Source organism: Algorimicrobium bowmanii, assembly GCF_054031195.1.
The window spans coordinates 151,616-175,268 of the sequence record NZ_CM132929.1 but is presented as its reverse complement, the minus strand read 5'-3'; the positions used below and the strand labels follow the sequence as shown (position 1 = coordinate 175,268).

21 protein-coding genes are annotated in these 23,653 nt (G+C 33.3%); 15 read left to right on the top strand and 6 right to left on the bottom strand.

Translation table 11 applies throughout. The features are described 5' to 3' along the window. Window positions 1-47: 47 nt before the first annotated feature. The 3 genes from ACW5R3_RS00775 to ACW5R3_RS00765 form a co-directional block, all read right to left on the bottom strand. Entirely contained in the window at window positions 48-1,490 is a 1,443-nt protein-coding gene (locus ACW5R3_RS00775) for an FG-GAP-like repeat-containing protein (protein ID WP_456577717.1), read from the bottom strand. 117 nt (window positions 1,491-1,607) lie between these two features. Further along, window positions 1,608-2,702, bottom strand: a complete 1,095-nt coding sequence (locus tag ACW5R3_RS00770; RefSeq protein ID WP_456577716.1) for an HmuY family protein — start codon at window positions 2,700-2,702, stop codon at window positions 1,608-1,610. A gap of 12 nt (window positions 2,703-2,714) precedes the next feature. Continuing rightward, window positions 2,715-4,853, bottom strand: a complete 2,139-nt coding sequence (locus tag ACW5R3_RS00765; protein ID WP_456577715.1) for a TonB-dependent receptor plug domain-containing protein — start codon at window positions 4,851-4,853, stop codon at window positions 2,715-2,717. Between the two features lie 103 nt (window positions 4,854-4,956). Here ACW5R3_RS00765 and ACW5R3_RS00760 point away from each other — a divergent pair, with 103 nt between their 5' ends. From ACW5R3_RS00760 to ACW5R3_RS00745, 4 genes are all read left to right on the top strand, one after another. Then, entirely contained in the window at window positions 4,957-5,862 is a 906-nt protein-coding gene (locus ACW5R3_RS00760) for a DUF6607 family protein (protein ID WP_456577714.1), read from the top strand. 6 nt (window positions 5,863-5,868) lie between these two features. Further along, on the top strand, window positions 5,869-7,344 hold the full coding sequence (locus ACW5R3_RS00755; RefSeq protein WP_456577713.1) for an ankyrin repeat domain-containing protein: 1,476 nt from the start codon (window positions 5,869-5,871) through the stop codon (window positions 7,342-7,344). A gap of 61 nt (window positions 7,345-7,405) precedes the next feature. Beyond that, complete coding sequence (locus ACW5R3_RS00750) at window positions 7,406-7,888, top strand: DUF2271 domain-containing protein (RefSeq protein ID WP_456577712.1); 483 nt, start codon at window positions 7,406-7,408, stop codon at window positions 7,886-7,888. Between the two features lie 36 nt (window positions 7,889-7,924). After that, the gene (locus ACW5R3_RS00745) at window positions 7,925-10,117 is read left to right on the top strand and encodes a PepSY domain-containing protein (protein ID WP_456577711.1); all 2,193 of its coding nucleotides are present in this window, start codon (window positions 7,925-7,927) and stop codon (window positions 10,115-10,117) included. Here ACW5R3_RS00745 and ACW5R3_RS00740 read toward each other — a convergent pair. After that, window positions 10,114-10,650 (bottom strand): CvpA family protein, encoded by a 537-nt coding sequence (locus tag ACW5R3_RS00740; RefSeq protein ID WP_456577710.1) that lies wholly within the window; start codon window positions 10,648-10,650, stop codon window positions 10,114-10,116. The two genes, ACW5R3_RS00745 and ACW5R3_RS00740, sit on opposite strands and share 4 nt — an antisense overlap. 90 nt (window positions 10,651-10,740) lie before the next feature. Here ACW5R3_RS00740 and ACW5R3_RS00735 point away from each other — a divergent pair, with 90 nt between their 5' ends. The 11 genes from ACW5R3_RS00735 (at window position 10,741) to ACW5R3_RS00685 (ending at window position 22,120) form a co-directional block, all read left to right on the top strand. Then, window positions 10,741-11,097, top strand: coding sequence for a hypothetical protein (locus tag ACW5R3_RS00735; RefSeq protein ID WP_456577709.1), 357 nt, complete (start codon window positions 10,741-10,743; stop codon window positions 11,095-11,097). 34 nt (window positions 11,098-11,131) lie between these two features. Then, window positions 11,132-12,151: a phenylalanine--tRNA ligase subunit alpha gene (gene pheS / locus ACW5R3_RS00730; protein ID WP_456577708.1), complete on the top strand. Its 1,020-nt coding sequence runs from the start codon at window positions 11,132-11,134 to the stop codon at window positions 12,149-12,151. Between the two features lie 172 nt (window positions 12,152-12,323). Next, complete coding sequence (locus ACW5R3_RS00725; protein ID WP_456577707.1) at window positions 12,324-12,827, top strand: GbsR/MarR family transcriptional regulator; 504 nt, start codon at window positions 12,324-12,326, stop codon at window positions 12,825-12,827. Between the two features lie 10 nt (window positions 12,828-12,837). Next, a complete protein-coding gene (locus ACW5R3_RS00720) occupies window positions 12,838-13,968 on the top strand; it encodes an efflux RND transporter periplasmic adaptor subunit (RefSeq protein WP_456577706.1) in 1,131 nt (376 codons plus the stop codon). A 14-nt stretch (window positions 13,969-13,982) separates the two neighbouring features. Continuing rightward, complete coding sequence (locus ACW5R3_RS00715) at window positions 13,983-17,126, top strand: efflux RND transporter permease subunit (protein ID WP_456577705.1); 3,144 nt, start codon at window positions 13,983-13,985, stop codon at window positions 17,124-17,126. 4 nt (window positions 17,127-17,130) lie between these two features. Further along, window positions 17,131-18,549, top strand: a complete 1,419-nt coding sequence (locus ACW5R3_RS00710; RefSeq protein WP_456577704.1) for an efflux transporter outer membrane subunit — start codon at window positions 17,131-17,133, stop codon at window positions 18,547-18,549. Window positions 18,550-18,568: 19 nt separating this feature from the next. Further along, window positions 18,569-19,162, top strand: a complete 594-nt coding sequence (locus tag ACW5R3_RS00705; RefSeq protein WP_456577703.1) for a TetR/AcrR family transcriptional regulator — start codon at window positions 18,569-18,571, stop codon at window positions 19,160-19,162. A gap of 76 nt (window positions 19,163-19,238) precedes the next feature. Then, entirely contained in the window at window positions 19,239-19,634 is a 396-nt protein-coding gene (locus ACW5R3_RS00700; RefSeq protein WP_456577702.1) for a hypothetical protein, read from the top strand. A gap of 70 nt (window positions 19,635-19,704) precedes the next feature. Next, entirely contained in the window at window positions 19,705-20,220 is a 516-nt protein-coding gene (locus ACW5R3_RS00695) for a TlpA family protein disulfide reductase (protein ID WP_456577701.1), read from the top strand. A 14-nt stretch (window positions 20,221-20,234) separates the two neighbouring features. Beyond that, window positions 20,235-20,972 carry a thioredoxin family protein gene (locus ACW5R3_RS00690; RefSeq protein ID WP_456577700.1) on the top strand — a complete coding sequence of 246 codons (738 nt, stop codon included), beginning with the start codon at window positions 20,235-20,237 and terminating at the stop codon, window positions 20,970-20,972. A 191-nt stretch (window positions 20,973-21,163) separates the two neighbouring features. Beyond that, the gene (locus ACW5R3_RS00685) at window positions 21,164-22,120 is read left to right on the top strand and encodes a tRNA dihydrouridine synthase (protein WP_456577699.1); all 957 of its coding nucleotides are present in this window, start codon (window positions 21,164-21,166) and stop codon (window positions 22,118-22,120) included. Here the strand turns inward: ACW5R3_RS00685 and ACW5R3_RS00680 are convergent. Beyond that, window positions 22,113-22,586 carry a hypothetical protein gene (locus tag ACW5R3_RS00680; RefSeq protein WP_456577698.1) on the bottom strand — a complete coding sequence of 158 codons (474 nt, stop codon included), beginning with the start codon at window positions 22,584-22,586 and terminating at the stop codon, window positions 22,113-22,115. The two genes, ACW5R3_RS00685 and ACW5R3_RS00680, sit on opposite strands and share 8 nt — an antisense overlap. Before the next feature lie 47 nt (window positions 22,587-22,633). Next, window positions 22,634-23,635: an NAD(P)H-dependent glycerol-3-phosphate dehydrogenase gene (locus tag ACW5R3_RS00675; RefSeq protein ID WP_456577697.1), complete on the bottom strand. Its 1,002-nt coding sequence runs from the start codon at window positions 23,633-23,635 to the stop codon at window positions 22,634-22,636. Between the last annotated feature and the right edge of the window lie 18 nt (window positions 23,636-23,653).

Sequence of the window (23,653 nt, the reverse complement as noted above, 5' to 3'; positions counted from 1 at the left end):
AAGCGGCTTTTTTATGGACTAAAACAAAATTACATACAGATTGCAATTTATTTTACTACTAACTTTTTAGTTACTTGTCTGTTGTTGTTTGTTATTTTTAGAATATATATTCCACTGTTAATGTTCGATAAATCTAGTGTTTCAACAGTTGAATTAGAGGTGCTTTTTATGGTCGTGTTTAATACCGTCTGACCAGTAACGGTAGATATTGTTATTTCCGTATTATAATCTTCCGCATCTGTGTTAAATGCAATATTTATATAGTTATCAGTAACGGGATTTGGATAAACAACTAAGTTGTTTGGACTTGAAACGCTTTGCGTATGTAAAAGATCTAATTGATTTGTGTAGATAAATGTTTCAGTTTTATTATCTGTAGTTAAGCCTGTTAATACAAAATCTAAATCGCCATCATTATCATAGTCATTCCAGTCGCTAGAGCTAATGTAGGTGCCCGTTATATTGTTTATTTCAGCATTTTCAGTATATATGCCATTGTTATTATTGTAAAATTTTGCCGATGCTTCTGTATCAGAGTTTGAACCACTAATAAATAAGTCTAAATCACCATCATTATCATAATCTACAAAGTCTGTTGTACCCCAATAAAGCTGTGTGAAAGTATTACTAGCATTTTCTGTAAAATTACCCGTTCCATCATTGTCATATAAAGCCGTAAAAGGTGTGTATGATGAACTAAACCCTGAAAGTATAACATCAAGGTCGCCATCATTGTCATAATCTCCTGCATCTGTAGCTGAGAAATATGCATTTGCAATTGTTTGATTTGTTGCTAAAGTAAATTCAGCTAGACCATTATTCATGTATAATTTTGTTTCAGGTACATAACTGTTGCTGAATCCTGTTAAAAGGACATCACTATTTCCATCATTATTGGCATCAAAAACTAAGATGTTTCCAAAAGAATTTCCGAAAAATGGAGCTGATGTAAGGGTAAATTCACCGTTTATGTTTTGCATATACAAATCTGCTATATACTCGTAATTGTCATTAACACCAGTTACTATAAGATCCGTTAAATTATCGTTGTTAAAGTCTCCAGATGCTATTTTTCCTGTAGAGGTACCAGAAATGTTTAACACTTGACTAGTAAAATTATTGACACCGTCATTAATATATAAAGTTACTTTTTCTGTATCGTTAGAGTCATATCCGTTTATGATAAAATCCATGAAGCCATCCTTGTTGTAGTCAAGTTTAACCATGCTAGCGTGGCTATATGCTTCAATGCTTGTTGGGATTTCTGTTGGTGTTTCAGTTTCTAAGCTGTATAAACTTGAGAAATTATTATAATCACCACTAAAACCTGAAACAAGTAATTCTGTTGGTGCGTTGTTGTCTACCTCTATCCACATGGCTTGACCGTAGATAATACCTTGAACAGTCTCTGTGTTTAATTCTGTGAATTGCTGTGCTAAGCCAAGTTGTAATGTTAAAAGCATGGCGAGTGAAAAGTAAATTTTTTTCATGATTTTATGGTTTAATTTGTTGGTTTGATTGTTGTTATGTAGAATTATTCTAAATAAGGTTTTTGAGTCAAAAAAAAGAGCGGGATTACCACGCTCTTTTTTTTGGTTGAATTTTTATTATTGCAATAAGCTGTATACAAATTCTGGATGGCCACGTTCACCATCAGCATCTGTTAGAGCTAAGAACTTTAATTTATATAAATTACCAGCTGTATCATTTACGATATAGAATACGTTTTCTTTTAATGATGGTAATGTGCCTGGGCCTCCACCATTTCTCCAGCTACTTCCAATAGTACGTTGGTCGTCACTAAAGTTTATATCTACAACATCTGCTAAAGTAAATGTATCATAACTTAATTCTGTTTCAACATCAGTATCAATCACGTAAGCAGTTGCTTCAGCCTTAGAGTTGTTTAAAACATAATCAGAATAGCCATAAGCACCGTATCCTGGTATTTCATTTGTAAATACTGTGAAGTTTAAGTCCCAGTTTGCTTTTGTAGGTTCTACGTTAACAACTGTTTCAGTATTAAAACTAAAGAATGTAAAATTGTAATTTGCATTTTTTGAGATAGTAACAGTATTATGTGTTGTAGCGTCTAAGTCTGCATATTGTAATACATAGTCATTACCGCTTTTAGTAATACGAACCTTCATCCAACCTCTTGCGTTTCCTGAAACTTCAACACTACCATTTGCAGGTGTTCCTGTACCAACTTCGTAACCTAAGTTAACTAAGTATACGTTGTTTGCAGATTCATCATCAGAAATGGCAGCAATAGCAGTACCATCAATATTTCCAAATGGCGCATCAATATACCCTGCACTTACTGCGTTAAAAGTACCAACAGCAACTTGAGGTTGTAGGTTTTGAACTTCTGTTGATGTAGAGGTAACGGCATCGATATCTGTGGTTGATAAAGCTGCTGTAGCCATGTAGATAGAACCGTTTATAGCAACTCTAAATTCGTCACCTGAATAAAATCCTAAATCCCATGAATCTCTTTGAACACTTTTTGTTGTATTTGTACTTAAATCAACATAAATTTGATTTTGTTGGTTTGGCCCACCTACTTCAGGTGTGATAGCTGCACCTTCTATTACTATGCTTATTGGTCCTGATGTACCGTTGTTGTCATCGTCACTACTACAACTAAAAGTAGCTAGTAAAGCAACTGTGAATACTGCTGATAAAAATTTGTTGATCATAATATGAATTGTTTAAAGATTTAATTTATATACTAGTTTTAAATAAAATGAGCGTCCGTAACCTAAAGTTAAATTAGAAGTTCCAGTACTGTGTGTACCTTCAGATGAAGAAGAATTTCTAATATCTACCGATGTAACATCTAGTAAATTTCTAGCGCCTAATGTTACTTCAAAAGATTTTTTGAAGAATGATTTTTTTATAGAGGCATCTAACCAACTATAAGCATCCAATTTTTGTTGTGTAAATAGGTTGTTTCCTTCACTGTCTGTTTCACCGCTAGCTATGTAATTCTTTTCAGAACCATTGTATTTATAAAGCATGGATATGTATGTATCCCATTTTTTAGCGTAATAGGTTGCGCTGGAGTTTATTTGATAGGAGAATAAAAAGTCATCATCGGCATTAATTTCATTATCTAAAACTCTAGAAACACCTTGTAATGTTGCTCCTAAGTTAAATGTCCAATGACTAGATTTTATGCTGTTATTAAATGTTGCTCCCATAAACTTATAGCTGTTTATGTTTATGTATTGTTGTTGTAAAGGAGTGGTGTTTATAACAGCTAAATCAATTTTATCGTTTAGGGCAATGTAGTTAACCTTAAACTCGTTAACCATGGATAAATCGTTAAACCAGCTGCGTTTTTTTAAATTTAAAAATGCTGAATAACCATTTTCTGGCTTTAGGTTCTCGTTACCACGAACATCATGATTTGAATCCACAAAATAAAGGTATAGTTCTTCAAAACTTGGTGTTCTATACGAACTTGCTAATTCAGCACGTAATTCAAACCCGTGTTCAAATAAGTAACGGGCACTTAAAGATCCCATAAGTTCCGAGTTGAAAAGCGAGTTGTAATCTAATCTAACTCCTGGTCTAACAGAAAACTTATCATTAAAACGGTATTCTCCAGAAGCATAACCAGCAAAAGTTGAAACGGTTTGTAATTTAGAATTTACGGTTGTTTCGCCCCCTGCTTGATAATCAAACCCCTCAATATAACGCATTTCATACCCTAATTGGAAGTTGAAATTTTCCGTTTTAATTAAATTGTTAACGGCACCATTTGTAAAAAATACTTTGGTAGATTGGTACGTTTCCTCAAATTCGTTATCCTTTTCTTCGCTAAGTATGTAATATGTAAAGTAATTTAAATCCCGCTCTTGTTGTTGGTAAGAAAAAGTAGCTTTATAATTCATTCCTGATTTTAGTCTACCAGATAGGTTTAAATTGTTTACAAAACGGTTTGTTTTGTAAATTCTATCATTTGTAGACGGATTTATCGTTTGTGATGCCACATCTGTATTAAGTCGAACCGATTGATCATAAAAGTCTAGATTTTCATTAAAGTAATCAAAACGGTAGTTTAAATTAAATGCATCTGATTTGTAATTAATAAGGGCATTGGTGTTTATTTGAGTTTTTGGCAACCACTCATAACCTCTTAAACCATCTGTTCCGTAGTAATCTTTACCGGCTCTTTCTCCAAAATAACCTGCAAACTGATTTCTATTAACACCAACTCTTGCAAACCATTTATCGTTAATGTTATGAGAAACATTTATTAATTGAATGTGTCGTCCTTCATCAAACCATGCATATTCATCACCAACCGTTTCTTCTTGAATTCCAGTTTGTATTTCCCACTTACCATCAATAGATTTTTTGGTAATAATATTTATAACTCCCGAAATAGCATTTGCACCATATTCAACACCCATAGCACCTTCAACAATTTCAATACGCTCAATATCGTCTAAGTTTATTTGGGTTAAATCGATGTTGTTTCCTAAGCCATTATCACTTACTAGCGGAATGTTATCTATTAATATGGTGAAATATTGTTGGTCCAATCCAAAAAATGAAATATTAGATTTTCCCGTTTGAGCATCCGGTATTATTGTTAGGTTTAAGTTGAAATTTAATAAATCAGCAATATTGTTACCTGCCTGAGCATCTATTTGCTGTCTGGTAATAACCTTAACATTATGTACCGATTTTTTAATAGACTGCGGGTTGTACTGTCCTGTAATAACAACCTCGCTTAATTGTTCTGTTTCAGTAGAATCGGTAGCAACTTCTTGGGCTCCTACAAACCAACTTAAAAAAAGCAGAAAAAAAAGCAGATAATTATTTTTATTTAGACTCATTCTCTATAAATTTGCTGCAAATATAAAATCTTATTTTAATTGAGTCTAAATAAGAACAGGAAATTTTTAAAATTAGTATTATAAATTATATAAACACTTAATAATGAAACAAGTAACCTTTTCAGTATTTTTAATTTTTGCCTTTATTTTAAACGTAAATGCGCAGTCTAAAAAGAAACAAGATCAAAAAGCCATTAAAGACATGTGTGGTTGCTACGAAGTGAATTTCAATTTCGCTGAAACTTTCGAGTACGTTGAAGATTCTACGTACATGCCGTCTAAAACTAAACACGATAGAGGTATGGAGTGGGTAGAGTTGGTAGAAGATGAAGGAGATAAAATTGTTATGCAACACTTACTTATAGTTGGATCTAAAGAACGTCCACATATTGTTAAGCATTGGCGTCAAGATTGGGAATATCAAAACACCGATTTATATGTATATGACCATGATAATAAATGGAATTATGTATCGCTTCCAAAAGATGAAGTAAAAGGCCAGTGGACACAACGTGTTTTTCAAGTAGATGATAGTCCGCGTTACGAAGGTTCTGCAACTTGGGTACATGTTGATGGTAAAAGTTATTGGGAAAATACAACGCCGGCACCTTTAGCTAGACGTGAGTATACTACTAGAAGTGATTATAATGTGTTAAACAGAACAAACAGACATGAAATTGTTGAAAACGGATGGATTCATGATCAGGATAATGATAAGGTTGTTCGCGAAACAGGTAAAGAGGATATTATTATAGCACAAGAAAAAGGTCATAATACATACGTTAAAATTGCAGATAGTAACTGTAAGGCTGCTCATGATTATTGGGCTAAAAACAAAGCTAAATGGGCTGTAGTTCGTGCCAAGTGGGAAACCGTATTTGCTAGAAATACAGACTTAATTTTAGAAGAAAAGGTAGATAACAAAGTTATGTTTAAATACCTATTAGATGATAAGAATTATAATACTCCAGAAACAATCAATCCAATTATTGATGCTTTTGTAAAATAATTATTTATGAATTTTAAACAGATAATTTCAACCCTACTATTAGTAGCTACCTTACAAGGTTTTGCACAAAAAAACGTGTTTCTTAAACGAGATTTTTGGTCGTCAAATCCTTCTATACAGAAAATTGATTCTTACATTCAAGAAGGACAAGATATAGCAGAAGCAAATAGCAATAATTTTGATGCTGTAGTTTATGCAATTCTTCAGAATGCACCATTTGAAACACTTCAATACATCCAATCTAAGCCAGGAAACGATGTGAATAAACTGACTCATGATGGGCGTACTTATATTTTCTGGGCCGCTTATAAAGGGAATACAGAATTCATGAAATACCTTATTAAAAAAGGTGCTAATACGAATATTACGGATGACAAAGGGAATACTATTCTAAACTTCGCGGCAGGTGCAGGGCAAACTAATACCGAAGTTTATGATATATGTATTGCAGCAGGTGCTAATCTTGAAAAAGATCTTACGCCATACGGCGCAAATGCCTTGTTGTTAGTTGCCCCATACGATAATAACTTTGAGCTTATTAGCTATTTTACCAAAAAAGGATTGGATATTAATAGTGTAGATGCTAACGGTAATGATGTATTTAATTACGTTGCAAAAACAGGTAATAAGGAGTTATTAAACAAGTTAAAAAACAAAGGTGTAACTGGAAACGATCAAGCTTTTTTGTTTGCTGCTACCGGAACTAGAAGTCATACAAACAGTTTGGATGTTTACGCTTATTTAAAAAGTTTAGGGTTTAACCCAAATGTAACCTCTAAAACAGGTGAAACTCCATTACATATTTTAGCAGCAAGAAGTGAAAATCTAGAGATTTTAAATTTCTTTATCAATAATAATGTTCCTGTTAATAAAGCCGATAAAAACGGAAATACAGCATTTATAAATGCTGCTTCTAGTAATAATATGGAAGTAGTTTCTATGCTAAAAGGACATGTGGATGATATTAATACGGTTAACAAAAAAGGTCAGTCAGCCTTAACTGTAGCCGTAAAAGGAAATAGTTCTGAAGTTGTTGAGTTTTTAATTAAAAACAATGCTAACGTAAAAGTTATTGATGCAAAAGGGAATAGCCTTGTTACTTATGCTATTGCATCCTATAATGCTAAAAAAAAGGAAGATTTTGAAAAAAAGATAGCGCTACTTAAAGCTAACGATATCGAAATCTCTCGAGCTCAAAAAGATGGCAATACCCTGTATCATTTAGCAGTACAAACACACGACTTAGATTTAGTTAAGTGGGCAAACACGTATAAAATTGACGTTAATGCTAAAAATAACGAAGGAAATACAGCTTTACATTTAGCGGCTATGAGTGCTAAAAATACCGATATTTTAAAGTATTTAATGTCTATTGGAGCAAAAACAAGTGTAACAACAGATTTTGATGAAACTGTTTTTGATTTAGCATCAGAAAATGAGCTGTTAAAAGCAAGTGAAACAAATTTAGATTTTTTGAAGTAGTTAATTATAAACCTGTAAGTCAATAATTGGCTTTACAGGTTTTTATTTTAAAGTGATATCTATGAAATTAAAGCAATTATTATTTATTAGTTTTCTAACATTTGGCTTGTTGTCTTTTACAACTGTTACCAATGCAACAAAATATAAATGTATGATTCAAATGACGAATTATACAGGTGAAGGTGCCTATGTTGTTATCTCATTAATAAACCCTGAAGGTGCTTACGAAGAAACATTATATGTACAAGGAGATGATAGTGAGTGGTACCATGATATTACCGATTGGTGGAAATTTTACGGAAAAAAACGCACAAATATCGATGCTATTACGGGAGCTACCATTGCAGGTGGTGCTAGAACGATAAGTGTTATTGAAATTGACGACTCTAAAATTGATGCTGGTTACAGTATTCGGTTTGAGACCGCAGTAGAAGATCAAGAATATTATACAAAAGATGTGGAATTTCCTTTAACTTCGGAAACTGTAAAAAGTAAAAAGGAAGGTAGTGGCTTTATTAGGTATGTACGCATGATGCCTAATTAAGGTTTGCCATAATACTCATTTAAAAAATATTGGTTTATGACCATTTCAATCTGGAGATACAGTCACCTTACTTTGGCCGTATCTTCTTTTGTTTTTATTCTTTTAGCCTCCATAACTGGAATTATTTTAGCATTTCAGCCTATCTCAGAGCAGGTTAAACCTTATAAGTCTGCCGATTTTGAAACGCTGACACTTGCTGAGACGCTTTCAACACTTAAAGATACTTACCCAGAAGTTATTGATTTACAAATTGATGCTAACGATTTTGTTTTACTGTCTGCCATAACCGAAGAAGGCGAAAGTGTTACAGGTTATATTAATCCCAAAACAGCCGAAATAATTGGTAACAAGCTGGAAGTAAGCTCTTTTTTTCAATGGGTAACCAATTTCCATAGATCCTTGTTTTTAAAAAGTATAGGACGTTTTTTTGTTGGCCTATGTTCGTTTTTACTATTATTAATTGCTGTTTCGGGAGCTGTTTTAATTATAAAGCGTCAGCGTAGTTTTAAGAAGTTTTTTTCTAAAATTGTTAATGAAAATTTTAATCAATATTGGCATATAGTTCTGGGGCGTTTATCCCTAATTCCTATTGTAATTATCACTATTACTGGAGTCTATTTGTCGCTTGAAAAATTCGATTTATTACCAGATCATCGGAGTTCTCATGAAATAGATTTTAGCACTATTCAAGGCGAACCCAAATTAGTCGTATCTGATTTCCCTGTTTTAAAAAATATAAACCTCTCCGAGGTTCGTGCGGTCGAGTTTCCGTTCTCAAATGATGTTGAAGATTATTTTACCATATCTCTAAAAAATAGCGAATTGGTGGTTAATCAGTTTACAGGAGAAATTTTAAGCCAAATAAACTACCCGTTAGTAACATTTTATTCCAACTTAAGTTTGAATTTACACACCGGTAAAGGCAGCATTTTTTGGTCTATTATTTTGATGCTTGCAACGGCAAATATTTTGTTCTTTATTTATTCTGGGTTTGCTATGACTCTGAAACGCCGAAAAGGAAAATTAAAAAATAGGATTAATAAAGTAGAAGCTGAATATGTTATTTTAGTAGGCTCTGAAAATGGTAGCACCTTGCCCTTCGCGAACACCTTGCATGAACAACTCCTTAAGTCTGGGAAGAAATCTTTTATAGCAGAACTTAATAATTACACAACATTTAGTAATGTTAAGCACTTTATTATTCTTACAGCAACCTATGGCCAAGGTGATGCGCCAACGAATGCCGATAAGTTTTTAAAGTTGTTAAAAACTACCAAACAATCTAAAGATATAAACTATTCAGTTGTTGGTTTTGGTTCCTATGCTTATCCAGATTTCTGTCAATTTGCCTTTGATGTAGATGCCGAAATGAAAAAGGAATTCAACCAGTTTTTACCAACATTCACTATTAATGATAAATCCGTAGACGCCTTTAAGCAATGGGTCGAGTTATGGACAAGTAAAACAGCATTGTCTGTTAATATTCCTGAAAATAAATTAGTAGTAAAACCAAAACTTACTAATGAGCTAACGGTAGTTCATAAAACAGCTGTTAAAACTAATCCCGATAATACGTTTAGTATAACCTTAAAAACCAAACAAGCTAAACGTTTTGTTTCAGGTGATTTATTAGCAATTTATCCGGCTAACGATTATCGTGAGCGCTTGTATTCCATAGGTAAGGTTGCTAATTCAATTCAGTTAAGTGTAAAGTATTACGACAATGGTTTAGGTTCTGGTTTTTTAAATGGTTTTAACGAAGGCGATACCTTTAAAGCACGAATTATTAATAATGCAGCTTTTCATTTCCCTAAAAAAGCAACTTCGGTTGTAATGATTGCTAATGGTACTGGTATTGCACCGTTTTTAGGTATGATTGATGCGAATAAGTCGTTAAAAAACATACAGCTATATTTTGGTTTACGTACACAAGCTTCGTATGACTTATATGAATCACAAATTAACTCTTACCTCGAAAACGGGAAATTAGGGCGCTTAGCATTAGCATTATCAAGAGAAGGTCATCAAAACTATGTGCAAGATTTGCTTTTTAAAGAGGCTCACTTTATAGCTGATACTCTTAAAAATAAAGGTGTTTTAATGATTTGTGGTTCGCTTATTATGTATAAAGATGTTTGTAATACTTTAGATTTAATTTGCGAAAAACACCAATTAGAACCACTGACGTATTACCGTAAACAAGGTCAAATCCAGTCGGATTGTTATTAAGAAGCACTTGTGTTTTCTTGACTTGTTTCAGAATCAGTTTCCGTTTCAGTAGCCGATTTTATAACAAACGGAAACAACATTGGAGCTACGGATTTTACAGGTTCATAAAGTACGGCATCTTTAGTTTGCTCTTCATCTACAAAAGTTATAGTAGAATTCATTACATCAAATACATTAAGTAAAACACTTAAAATTAATCCCATTTTTACGACGCCAAAAAGAGCTCCTAATAATTTGTTTAAGATGCCTAGTGCAGCAAAATTAGCCAGTTTAGTAAGGGCCTTTCCTGCTAAAGCAATTACCAAAACAATAACAATAAATGTTATAGCAAAAGCGGCTACATTAATGGTTTGCTCATTCCAGTCAACATATTCAATTAGTAGTTCTGCAGCATAGAAACTAAAATGTATTGCGCCATAAATACCTGCAATTAGGGCTACTAAGGATGCTATTTCAACAAAGAAACCTTTTAAAAAACCACGCACGAGTCCTAAACCCAAAAATGCCACTAAAATGATATCAATTACGGTCATATAACATTAGAATTTCAACAAATATAAAGTAACTTTGCGAGAATTAAATTTTGTTAAATTAAAAGCTTACTGCTTTAGCAGGATAAAATTATGTCTAGAGACGAACAGTTAAAAGAACGATGGGAGCAAGTGGTTGAAAAACTATCAACACAATTTGCAGATGGCGATACGCTAGATTTAGATGCTATTATTTATTTAATTGGTATTCAAGAATTGGGGCAATTAGATAGAAAGTTTAAAAAAGATCATAAATTAGATTTGATGCATATAGCTATTTGTAGGTTGTTAGAGCCTTACGGCTACTACGAATTTGATTATTATGATGAAGATAAATGGCCGCATTATAAAGTGAAAGAGCAATTACCAACACTAAAAGCAGGTGAACAAAGTATATTAATGAAGGAAGCAATAGTAAACTATTTTATAGAAGCGGAGTATATAAAATAAGAATTATTAAATTTGCATTCATTTTCAAGGAATCATGATAGATAAGATAAAAGAATTAATTACTGAAGCAGAAGCGTTTCAAGCAAACTCTAAAGAAGAAGTCGAAGCATTTCGAATTAAGTTTTTAGGAAAAAAAGGCTTGCTAAACGATTATTTTAAGGAGTTTAAAAATGTGGCTAACGATCAAAAAAAGGAGTTTGGCCAGATAATTAATGCACTTAAAAAAACTGCAGAAGAAAAGGTAGCTACACTTAAAGAAGAGCTAGATAGTAAAGAAGATACAGCTGGTGTTTATGACGATTTATCAAGACCAGGTGAACCTATCCAAATTGGAGCTAGACACCCTATCTCAATAGTTAAAAATCAAATTATTGATATCTTCTCTCGAATAGGTTTTAATGTTAGTGAAGGACCAGAAATTGAAGATGATTGGCATAATTTTACGGCTTTAAACTTGCCGGAATATCACCCAGCACGTGATATGCAGGATACCTTTTTTATTCAGACAGATCCAGATATCTTATTACGTACCCATACCAGTTCGGTACAGGTTCGTTATATGGAAAATAATAAACCGCCAATTAGAACTATTTCACCAGGCCGTGTTTATAGAAACGAAGCTATATCTGCTAGATCTCACTGTTTTTTCCATCAGGTAGAAGGTTTGTATATTGATAAAGATGTAAGCTTTGCCGATTTAAAACAAACATTACAATACTTTACCACCGAAATGTTTGGTAAAAGTAAAATACGTTTAAGACCCTCATATTTCCCTTTTACAGAGCCTAGCGCCGAGGTAGATGTGTACTGGGGTTTAGAAACCGAAACAGATTATCGTATAACTAAAGGTACGGGTTGGTTAGAAATTATGGGCTGCGGTATGGTAGACCCGAATGTATTAGAAAACTGTGGTATTGATTCTAAAGAATATTCAGGTTTTGCTTTTGGTATGGGAATAGATCGTATTGCCATGTTGCTTCATCAAATAGGAGATATCCGCTTGTTAAGTGAGAATGATGTTCGCTTTTTAGAACAATTTAAATCTGCTCTTTAATAAAAACAACTAATTTTTTAGCATATAAAACCGATGGAAACATCGGTTTTTTTTATTTAACACTTTATTAACTTCGTTTAGTTCGGTTTGTTCCGAACCAATATTATATTTGCAATTACTTTATTTAAGAATGGGCAATTGTCTCATTTAAATAATTGTAAAAAAGTATAATATGAAAGCAAATATTTGTGAAGAAAAAATGGCATTGGTTGAAAAACTAGGTGTGCATTTAGAAAACAGAGAGCAACTGGCTCCGGTAGCTGCTCGTATTTTATCTTACATTATCTTAACAGGTAAGAAGGGGGCGACTTTTGAGGATATGGTTTCTGTTTTATGTGCTAGTAAAAGTACCATTTCAACCCATCTTAATCACTTACAGGATTTAAATAAAATTCAATATTTCACTAAAACAGGTGATCGAAAAAAATACTTCATTATAAACAAGAATAATATCATTCAACATATAGATAACATGATAAATCATTGGAAAGATGAGCGTGAAGTACATGTAGAGATTAAGAATTATAAAGAGAAAATAAACACGTTTAAAATAGAAGATGAAGCCGAGAAATTCGACTTGAGTTTTCATAACGATTACATTCAATTTATAGATGCGGCTTCTGCATCTATTCAGAACCTAAAAACTAAAATAATAACAAACCAATTCGATTTTTAAATTATATAAGATGAAGAAAAATAATTTCCACTCAATATTAGCGCTAGGCGTATTTTTATTTGTTTTAAGCTGTGGCGGAAAGGAAGAATCACAGCCGGCAGCGCAAGCGCCAGCAGCTCCTTACCCTGTAACACAAGTACAGCCTAAAACCGTAACCGGTTATCAAGAGTATCCTACAAAAATTGAAGGGATCGTTAATAGTGATGTTCGAGCTAAAACGTCTGGATATATTCAAAAAGTAATGGTCGATGAAGGTCAAAAAGTGTCTAAAGGGCAGGTTTTATTCAAATTAGAAACCGAATCACTTAGTCAAGATGCAAGTGCAGCTTTAGCACGTGTAAATGTGGCTCAAGTAGAGGTTGATAAGCTAGTGCCGTTAGTAGAGAAAAATATTATTAGTCCTATTCAATTAGAAACAGCAAAAGCAAATCTGCAACAAGCAAAAGCGAGTTATAGTGCAGTTTCAGCTAATATAGCATATGCTACTATAAAGAGTCCTGTTGATGGTTATGTAGGTCAAATTAATTTTAGAGAAGGAACATTAATTAGTCCTGGCGACCCTAAACCGCTTACTACTGTAAGTGATATTAGTCAAGTGTATGCTTTCTTTAGTTTAACAGAATCTCAGTATTTAGATTTCTTAGAAAATTCTAAAGGCAAAACATTAGCTGATAAGTTAGCCAATTTTTCAGAAGTGAATTTAATATTAGCCAATGGAAGTGTTTATTCTGAAAAAGGAAAAATTGAAACTAGTTCTGGACAAATCAACCAAAATACTGGTACCGTTAGTTTTAGAGCAGTTTTTGATAATCCAAATTTGTTAATTACAAATGGAAACAGTGGTAAAATTCAAATTCCAGTTGTTCATGAAAATGCTACAGTTATACCACAAACGGCCACTTTTGAGCAACAAGGTAATGTTATGTTGTACAAGCTAGCTGAAGATAATACCGTAAAAACAAGTATTGTAAAGGTGAAAACAGCAGTTGGTAATTTATATGTATTAGAATCTGGTGTAGATACTAAAGATACTATTGTAGTATCAGGAGTTGGTAAGTTAAGAAGTGGTATGAAAATTTCGCCACAACCAATGGATTTTGAAACAGCAATTAAGCCTGTTAAAACTTTGTTTAAAAACTAATAAACCCTTAAATCATGTTAAAAACTTTTATTGAAAGACCTGTTCTCTCAACAGTAATTTCCATTATAATAGTCATCTTAGGTGTTATTAGTATTACTAGTTTACCTATAGAAGAATACCCGGATATTGCGCCGCCAACAATTAAGGTTTCAGCGAGTTATACCGGAGCCAATGCAGAAACCGTTTTAGAAAGTGTTATTATTCCTATTGAGGAGCAGATAAACGGTGTGGAGGGAATGACTTATATTACATCTACAGCGTCTAATAATGGTACTGCAGAAATTACCGTATACTTTAATCAAGAAATGGATGCCGATATTGCAGCGGTAAACGTTCAAAACCGTGTAGCTAGAGCAACTCCTTTATTGCCGCAAGAAGTTATACAAACTGGTGTAACCACACAAAAACAGGAAACCAGTGCCTTGATGTTTATTTCCATGTATTCCGAAAATGAGGATTATGATGCCACATTTATTCAGAATTACTTAAAAATAAATGTTATCCCTGCCATTCAGCGTATTAATGGTGTTGGTGATGTAAGTGTTTTTTCTCAGCAAGATTACGCTATGCGTGTTTGGTTAAAACCAGAAAAATTAGCCGCTTATAATTTAATTCCTTCCGATATAACAGCAGCTTTACAGGAACAAAACTTAGAAGCAGCAGCTGGTTCATTAGGTGAAAATAATGGGGAAGCCTTTTCTTATACCTTAACGTATAGTGGTCGTTTTAAAGATGAATCGCAGTACAACGATATTGTTATAAAAGCTTTAGGTAATGGAGAGTTCTTACGTTTAAAAGATGTAGCAACTATAGAGCTTGATGCTCAATCCTATTCGTCAAATGCCATGAGTTTAGGAAATCCAGCCGTTTTCATGGGGATTTTTCAAACCAAAGGTTCGAACGCTCAGGAAATTATTGAAAATATAAAAACAACCTTAACAACAGTAGAAAAAGATCTTCCAGACGGCTTAAGTATATTTGTGCCATACGATACAAGTTTATTTTTAAATGCTTCTATTGAAAAGGTAATTCATACGCTTTTAGAGGCGTTCTTATTAGTGTTCTTGGTAGTATTTATCTTCTTACAAGACTTTAGGTCTACATTAATACCAGCTATTGCGGTGCCAGTTTCTATTATTGGTACGTTTTTCTTCTTAAATGTTTTTGGGTATTCTATAAACTTACTAACCTTATTCGCATTGGTACTAGCTATTGGTATTGTTGTGGATGATGCCATTGTAGTTGTAGAGGCTGTACACGCCAAATTAGATGAAGGTGAAACCAATCCGAAGCGTGCAACTATAACTGCTATGAATGAAATTTCAGGAGCTATTATATCTATTACTTTAGTAATGGCGGCGGTATTTATTCCAGTTACTTTTATTACAGGTCCTACTGGTGTATTCTACGAGCAGTTTGGTGTAACACTTATTATTGCCATTTTAATTTCAGCAGTAAATGCCTTGACCTTAAGTCCTGCTTTATGTGCTTTATTATTAAAAGGTCATAAAGATGATGAAGACTTAAAAGGAAAGAGTCCATTACAACGTTTCTATACGCTTTTTAATCGCGGATTTAACGCTACTATAGAGCGTTATGGGAATTCGCTTAAGTTTCTTTATAAGCGTAAATTTGTATCAGTAGTTTTACTAATTATTACAGCAGTTGGTATTTACTGGGCTTCTACTACAACACCAACAGGATTTGTTCCGAATGAAGATAGAGGAATTATTTTCGCTAATATTGAGTTGCCAGCAGGTTCGTCTTTAGACCGTACTGACGCTGTTGCAAGAGACTTATACAGTAGAATAGAAAATTTAGAAGGTATTGTAGGTGTAAACTTTATAAAAGGTAGAAGTTTAATTAGTGGTTCTGGTAGTAATTACGGAATGGGAATTATTAAATTAGAAGACTGGAGCAACCGTGAAGATGCTACACTTTCTGCACAAGCTATTACCGGAAAATTATTTGGTATAGCGGCCGGTATTCCAGAAGCTAAAATTATATTCTTCTCTCCTCCAAGTATCCGTGGATTTGGTAATTCAGCAGGGTTTGAAATTAATTTGTTAGATAAATTTGGAGGCGAATTCACCGATTTAGATAAGGTGAATAAGGAGTTTTCAATGGCTTTAATGAAGCACCCTGAAATTCAATACGCACAATCATCATTTAATACGTCTTATCCTCAATATGAAATGGAGGTAAATGTGCCTCTAGCTAAAGAGAAAGGCGTTTCAATTAGTAGTATATTTTCAACGTTACAAGGATATATAGGTGGTATTTACGCTTCTGATTTCTCTCGATTTGGTAAGCAATATCGTGTGTATATTCAAGCTTTACCAGAAGATAGGGCTGAGGTAAGCGATTTAAATAGTATGTACGTCAGAACCGATACTGGTGAGATGACACCTATTACACAATTCGTAACCTTAGAACGTGTGTATGGTCCGCAGTCGGTAACGCGTTTTAACTTATTTAATTCTACAAATATTACCGGAGCTACAAATCCAGGATTTAGTACAGGTGATGCTATTCGTATTATTGAAGAAGAGGTTGCTAAATTACCAAGTAACTATACTGTTGCGTATTCTGGTTTAACACGTGAAGAGGTAAATGCAGGAAATCAAACAACCTTTATATTTATCTTAAGTATCTTATTTGTTTACTTTTTATTAAGTGCACAATACGAGAGTTATTTACTTCCATTGGCCGTTGTGTTCTCATTACCATTTGGAGTTTTTGGAGCTTATATTAGTACCAAGTTCTTCGGGTTGGAAAACAATATCTATTTCCAAATAGCCTTAATAATGCTGGTCGGATTGCTTGCTAAAAATGCCATTTTGATTGTGGAATTTGCTCTACAAAGACGTAAAAATGGCGAGAGTATTGTAGATGCTGCCATAAACGGTGCTAAATCTCGTTTACGTCCAATTTTAATGACATCCTTTGCTTTTATTTTAGGATTAATGCCATTGGTAATAGCTAAAGGTGTCGGATCGGAAGGTAACAACTCTATTGGTACTGGTGCCGCGGGTGGTATGTTAATTGGTACAATTTTAGGTGTATTTGTGATTCCAATATTGTTCATATTATTTCAATGGCTTCAAGAAAAAGTATCTGGAAAAACAGTAGTAACGAATCAAGAAATTAAAGAATAAAATCATGACAATAAACATAAATAAACGATTGTTTTTAAGAGGAAGTGTTCTGGTATTTGTTTTGATAACTATGCAAAGTTGTTTGGTTTCAAAAGACTATGAACGTCCAGATTTAGAAGAGGAAACAGAAACTCTTTACCGTACAGATTCGTTGTCAGTTGATAGTTTATCAATGGCAGATGTTTCTTGGAAGGAAGTGTTTACGGATCCGTATTTAACCCAATATATAGAGGAAGGCTTACAGAATAACATAGATATTCGTGTTGCTATCCAACAGATAATAGCTGGTGAAGCTTATTTAAAACAAGGAAAAGCAGGTTATTTACCAACGTTGAATGCTGGTGCTACATATACACATCAAGAATTATCTCAAAACAGCCAGTTTGGTTCTCTTTTTAATGGTGGTATTGATCAGTATGAAGGCGTTGTAAACTTATCATGGGAGGCTGATATTTGGGGTAAAATCCGAAGTAATAAACGAGCATTTCAAGCTGGTTATTTAAAAAGTATAGCCGCACATCAAGCTGTTAAAACCAAACTAATAGAATCTATTGCTACAACTTATTACACGTTGGTAGCATTAGATGCTCAGTTAGCCATAGCTAAAGAAACAACGGAAACAAGACGCAAGTCTGTAGAAACTATTCAGGCTTTAAAAGCAGCTGGACAAGTAACACAGGTTGCAGTAGATCAGAATATAGCTCAGTATAACAATGTGCGTGCGCTACAAATTGATATTCAACGTGAAATTTTTATAACCGAAAATGCATTGAGTATTTTATTAGCAAAACAGCCACAAAGTTTTGAGCGTAGTACATTAGATGAACAGAAAATTACAACCGAAATGAAACTTGGTGTGCCGTATGTGCTACTTCGTAACAGACCAGACGTTATTGCGGCCGAAAATGAGTTTATGCAGGCCTTTGAATTAACAAATGTTGCTAAAACTAATTTTTATCCATCTTTAACTTTAAGTGCATCAGGTGGTTTTCAAAGTTTAGAGTTCGATAATTGGTTTAATACCAACTCGCTATTTGCTAATATTGTTGGTGGCTTAACACAACCAATATTTAATCAGCGAAAAATAAGAACACAATATGAAGTTTCTCAAGCACAGCAAGAACAGGCCTTTTTAAACTTTAAACAAACCTTGCTAGTTGCAGGTCAAGAAGTTTCAAATGCCCTATACGCTTATCAAGCTGAAGCCGATAAATATGAATATCGTGAAAATGAGGTAGAAGCGTTACGTCGTGCCGAAAGTAACTCAGAATTATTATTAGAAAACGGTTATGCCAATTACTTAGATTTATTGGCGGCTAGACAAAGTGTGTTAACAGCCGAATTAAATAGTATTGATAATAAGTTACAGCAATTAGTGTCTGTTGTGAATTTTTATAAAGCCTTAGGTGGTGGATGGAAATAATAGTCCTATAATCTGAAAAATGGTTAGTAAGCAAGAAATTCTAAAGTGTTCTGTGGCCAACTTTACTAAGTTTGGTAGTAAGCGGTTTACATTAGATGATTTGGCTTCAGAATTAGGGATTTCCAAAAAAACTATTTATCAGTATTTTAATGGTAAAGCTGCTTTAGTATCAGCAAGTGTTAGCTATATAATAGACGAATATTTGCATGAAGTAAAAGCCATTCAGAAGCAATCATCATTAGATGCTATTGAAAAAATAATTCTTATTTATAGACGCGGGTTCGAATATTTAAAATATTTAGATCCCGCGTTTTTATATAGTCTTCAAAAATATTACCCCAAAGCCGATGCTGTTTTTCTTGAGTTTTCAGACGTATTTATAAATGATATAATTCTTAAATTACTTTATGAGGCCCAAAACAATGGGTTGATTAGATGTACTGTAGATGTGTCATTAACGGCTAAGCTCTATTTAGAACGTGTAGATACAATTCTTTTTAAAAGTCGAAATTTATTTGAAACCTACGATGCGAAAACCTTATTAAATCATCTGATTATTTTTAACCTAACTGGTATTACAGTTTCTGGTTATTCTAATACTTTTTTTGAATAGTTTTCTATTTTTGCATCTCAGATTGTTCTTTAACACAATAATTTATTAAAAGAAGCCAAAAGCTTACATACAACTTATGAAAAAAGATATAGTCATTCCAGAAGTAACAGGTGTTTCCATTGCCATAGTAAATGAGTATAATACGATTTATAAAACGCAAGATTGGAATGCTTATATTATTAATGAAAACACTGAAGATTTAGATGTTGTTATTATTGTAACTAACGGATATTCTGAAGATAAAATTACCTCTACATTTCGTAAGAAAATTGATAAATTACCAGCCAAAAGTTATGCGAAGATCGAGTTACTTCAAGAAGATTTATTTGCTTTAAATAATCAGTTTAAAGTTACTTTTTTCCAAGGTAATACCATGTTCGATAAAACCTTTGTTTTTCGTAAAAACACTGTTAACTTAAAGGCTTTGCAGCCCATTCCTCTTATGGATGTAAAAGGAGTCCTAGTAAAATAAGTATTTTTTTAGGATACGTGTTAAACCTTTCAGGCTTTTAGAAGTCTAAAGGGCAACAAAATCTTGAAATTTGCTAACGAAACCTTATTTATATTTTTTTTTATTGTTTAGTTGTTTAAGCTGTAATCTAAATAAAAAAGAACCTGTTCTTGAAATAGAATCTAATTCAGAAATTCCTGTTTATAATTTTGAGGAGTTAGAACCGTTGTTGTATACAGATAGTTCAAAGACATATCTTATTAATTTTTGGGCCATGTGGTGTGTGCCTTGCGTTAAGGAATTACCATTTATAGAAGCCTATGCCGAAGCACATCCTGAAGTAGAGGTTTTACTTGTTAGCATGGACTTCCCAAAAGATATTGAAACAAAATTAAAGCCTTTCTTAAAGTCAAAACACATAACATCTAAAGTTGTTATTTTAGATGATCCAGACGCTAATACATGGATAGATAAAGTTTCTCCTAATTGGTCTGGTGCAATTCCTTTTACTATAATTTTTAATAAAGATAAACGGGCTTATTTTGAGCATAGTTTTCCAAGTTTAGAAGCTATAGAACAAACAGTAACAGAAACTTTAATACAATAATTAAACAAATTATTATGAAAAAATTACTCATGTGTGCAGCCTTTATTGGCTTATTTTCTAGTGTGATTGTTTCCTGTAAAGGGGAAGCAAAACAGAAAGTAGAACCAGAAGCTACTGCTGAAACTCATAGACCAGAACATAAAGGTCCACCTCCAGGAGATCGTAAAGGCCCACCAAGAGGTAATCATAACCCAGAACAAACAGAATCATTAAGTGAAATGACGGGTTATAAAATAGGTGATACAGCTACCGATTTTGAACTTAAAAATGTGGATGGTAGCATGTTTTCTTTAGCCAATGTTGCTGATGCTAAAGGTTATATTGTAGTGTTTACTTGTAATGAGTGTCCTTTTGCTAAAATGTATGAAGACCGTTTAATTACTTTACATAATAACTATGCTCCAAAAGGGTATCCTGTTATTGCTATAAACCCGAATGTTAGTGAAGATAACGAGAAAGAAAATTTTGAAGCTATGCAGAAGCGTGCTAGCGAAAAAGCATTTCCATTCGTTTATTTAGAAGATAAAGGTCAAGAAATATTTCCACAATATGGTGCTTTAAGAACGCCACACGTATTTTTATTAGATCAAGATCGTAAAGTACAATATATTGGTACTATTGATGATAATGCAAAATCAGCTGAATCTGTAACTGTCAAATATGTTGAAGATGCTATCAATGCTTTACAAAACGGCGAAAAACCAAATCCTAACTTCACGAAAGCTATAGGTTGCCCAGTAAAACGTATATAATTTACCTTAATTTAATAGCTGTAAGGTAACAGGTTGTATTTGCCATGTTACACTTTGTATTTTAAAAGCCAAATTGAAAAATTTGGCTTTTTTCATTTAAGTATTTAACCTACTTGAAAATAAATATTCAAAAGGTTTTAATCCAAACCCACATTCAGGAAATACACTATATTTGCCCCATAAATTATTATATGGATTTAACATTGCTTTCATCGCCTTTGCAGGGTTTTACAGATTTTAGGTTCCGTAATGCCTTTCATCATTACTTTGGAGGTATAGACACGTTTTATGCGCCTTATATTAGACTTAACGGTAAGCTAAAAATCAAGCAATCCTATCAAAACGATTTACTTCCTGAAAACAATAGTACTTTAGAGGTTATTCCGCAAGTTATTACTAACGACCCTGACGAGTTTCTTTTTGTTGCTAAATATGTACAAAGCCTTGGTTACAAGGAACTGAATTGGAATTTGGGCTGCCCCTATCCGATGGTTACTAAATCCGGTATGGGATCTGGACTAATCTGTAACCCGAATAGAATTGATGAGGTTTTACAAAAAGCACATAACGAAACGGATATTCTTGTTTCTATGAAAATGAGAATGGGGTATGAAAACCCAGAGGAAATATTAGAGGCTTTTCCTATTTTAGATCGCTATCCACTTAAAAATATAGCTATTCATGCGCGAATAGGAAAACAATTGTATAAAGGTCCTGTTAACTTAGATGCTTTTGAAAAATGTATAGATAACACCAAGCATACGCTATATTATAATGGCGATATTACTAGTGTTGCAGCTTTCCAAACTGTAAGAGATAGGTTTCCAAATATTAAGCATTTTATGATTGGTAGAGGGCTTATAGCAGACCCTTTTTTACCGCAAATGATTAAGAATAATACAACGGAATACCCAGAAAATCGATGGGCTATTTTTTCAGAGTTTCACGATACCATTTATCAGCAATATGATGCCTATTTATCGGGGCCAACACCTATAAAAATGAAAATGCTCGGGTTTTGGGAATACTTTTCTCAATCAACATCTAACCCTAAAAAGACTTATAAAGGCATTAAAAAGGCAGGAAACCCTGTAAAGTATAAACAAGCTGTTGCCCAGATTATAAACGCTGAAATGAAACTTAAATAAGGGTTTGTTTTTCTAAAATACCTTTTAGCTCGCTTTCTTTCTGAGTACCTATTACATAACTATCTCCGTTTTTTAAAGTAACTAAAAGGCCTTTTTGTCCCTTTACATTATAAACGGTACCATGTATACTACCCCAACGTATTCCGTATCCAACAAAACCATAAGTAATAACCGCTAGGTCTTTTATATCCGACCAAGGCGTTTCTTTCTTTATAAATGGAAAATAATGCAGAACAATACCTTGTTTGTTAATTGTGGTTTCTAAACGTAACACCCAAAAAAAATAAAGAAACGCACACATGAAAAAGGCGAAGAGTATCAGGCCTAAATCAGACATAGGCTTGTCACCAAAAGGTGTTTTATATACCAATTGCTTTATTAAACCGTAAAAAGGTAAAATAGCCAATGGAATTAGAATAAGCCATAACCACCATTGGGTGAATTTTTGAGTTTCTTTAAAAATCAAAATTTTACTTTTTAGAGTGTTCCAGAACTAATTTTGAATACCATGAGTTAATCCAACTTGTCTGTTAGTTTTTTGAATACTATTTTAGGCTCTTTTCCTTCATATAAAACAGCGTGAACAGCATCAATAATAGGCGTTCTTGTTTTACGCTTGTTTTTTTCATTTAATAAGTGTGCACTTTTTGTAGCATAATAACCTTCAGCTACCATATTCATTTCCATTTGTGCCGATTTTACGGTGTAACCCTTGCCAATCATATTTCCAAACATTCTATTTCTAGAAAATACCGAGTAACCAGTTACCAATAAATCACCTAAATAAGCCGAGTTATTAATGTTTCGTTTCATCTTGTGCATTTTCTTAATAAAACGCTTCATTTCACGAATAGCATTACTCATTAAAACACTTTGGAAATTATCACCATAGCCTAAACCATGAGCTATTCCGGCAGCAATAGCATAAATATTTTTAAGCATAACGGCATATTCGGTGCCAATTACATCATCGCTAATTTTTGTTTTTATATAATCGCTAGATAAACTGTTTGCTATGGCATTTGCTTTGTCTGAGTCTGCACAAGAAATGGTTAAGTATGATAAACGTTCTAAAGCCACCTCCTCAGCGTGGCAAGGTCCAGCAATAACAGCTATATTATTAAACGGTACTTTGTATATATCATGAAAATGTTCCCCAACTAATAATCCTGATTCAGGAAGTATGCCTTTTACAGCAGAAACTAGGGTTTTTTCAGAAACATCGGTAGTTAGTTTTTCTAATTCACCATACATAAATGCTGAAGGAATGGCGAAAATTAGAACATCGGCATAAGCTGCCATTTCATTAATATCGTTGCTTAATTTTAATTGATCGACTTTAAATTCAACCGAACTTAAATAACTCGGGTTATGATATTCCTTAAGTAAATGTTCTTTGGTATAAACGCTTCGCATATACCACCCGACTTCTTCTAAGTTTTCAGAAAGCATTTTTACAATAGCTGTGGCCCAACTTCCAGATCCGAAAACAGCATATTTTAAAGGTTTACTCATAATTGTAAGTGTATTTTA

Bases quoted from the DNA above. Each gene is read 5' to 3' on its own strand.
- ACW5R3_RS00690 (WP_456577700.1), top strand. From the start codon at position 20,235: ATGAAAAAATTACTCATGTGTGCAGCCTTTATTGGCTTATTTTCTAGT.
- ACW5R3_RS00775 (WP_456577717.1), bottom strand. From the start codon at position 1,490: ATGAAAAAAATTTACTTTTCACTCGCCATGCTTTTAACATTACAACTT.
- ACW5R3_RS00700 (WP_456577702.1), top strand. From the start codon at position 19,239: ATGAAAAAAGATATAGTCATTCCAGAAGTAACAGGTGTTTCCATTGCC.
- ACW5R3_RS00675 (WP_456577697.1), bottom strand. From the start codon at position 23,635: ATGAGTAAACCTTTAAAATATGCTGTTTTCGGATCTGGAAGTTGGGCC.
- ACW5R3_RS00715 (WP_456577705.1), top strand. From the start codon at position 13,983: ATGTTAAAAACTTTTATTGAAAGACCTGTTCTCTCAACAGTAATTTCC.
- ACW5R3_RS00750 (WP_456577712.1), top strand. From the start codon at position 7,406: ATGAAATTAAAGCAATTATTATTTATTAGTTTTCTAACATTTGGCTTG.
- ACW5R3_RS00770 (WP_456577716.1), bottom strand. From the start codon at position 2,702: ATGATCAACAAATTTTTATCAGCAGTATTCACAGTTGCTTTACTAGCT.
- ACW5R3_RS00720 (WP_456577706.1), top strand. From the start codon at position 12,838: ATGAAGAAAAATAATTTCCACTCAATATTAGCGCTAGGCGTATTTTTA.
- pheS (WP_456577708.1), top strand. From the start codon at position 11,132: ATGATAGATAAGATAAAAGAATTAATTACTGAAGCAGAAGCGTTTCAA.
- ACW5R3_RS00755 (WP_456577713.1), top strand. From the start codon at position 5,869: ATGAATTTTAAACAGATAATTTCAACCCTACTATTAGTAGCTACCTTA.
- ACW5R3_RS00725 (WP_456577707.1), top strand. From the start codon at position 12,324: ATGAAAGCAAATATTTGTGAAGAAAAAATGGCATTGGTTGAAAAACTA.
- ACW5R3_RS00685 (WP_456577699.1), top strand. From the start codon at position 21,164: ATGGATTTAACATTGCTTTCATCGCCTTTGCAGGGTTTTACAGATTTT.
- ACW5R3_RS00710 (WP_456577704.1), top strand. From the start codon at position 17,131: ATGACAATAAACATAAATAAACGATTGTTTTTAAGAGGAAGTGTTCTG.
- ACW5R3_RS00745 (WP_456577711.1), top strand. From the start codon at position 7,925: ATGACCATTTCAATCTGGAGATACAGTCACCTTACTTTGGCCGTATCT.
- ACW5R3_RS00760 (WP_456577714.1), top strand. From the start codon at position 4,957: ATGAAACAAGTAACCTTTTCAGTATTTTTAATTTTTGCCTTTATTTTA.
- ACW5R3_RS00765 (WP_456577715.1), bottom strand. From the start codon at position 4,853: ATGAGTCTAAATAAAAATAATTATCTGCTTTTTTTTCTGCTTTTTTTA.
- ACW5R3_RS00735 (WP_456577709.1), top strand. From the start codon at position 10,741: ATGTCTAGAGACGAACAGTTAAAAGAACGATGGGAGCAAGTGGTTGAA.
- ACW5R3_RS00705 (WP_456577703.1), top strand. From the start codon at position 18,569: ATGGTTAGTAAGCAAGAAATTCTAAAGTGTTCTGTGGCCAACTTTACT.
- ACW5R3_RS00740 (WP_456577710.1), bottom strand. From the start codon at position 10,650: ATGACCGTAATTGATATCATTTTAGTGGCATTTTTGGGTTTAGGACTC.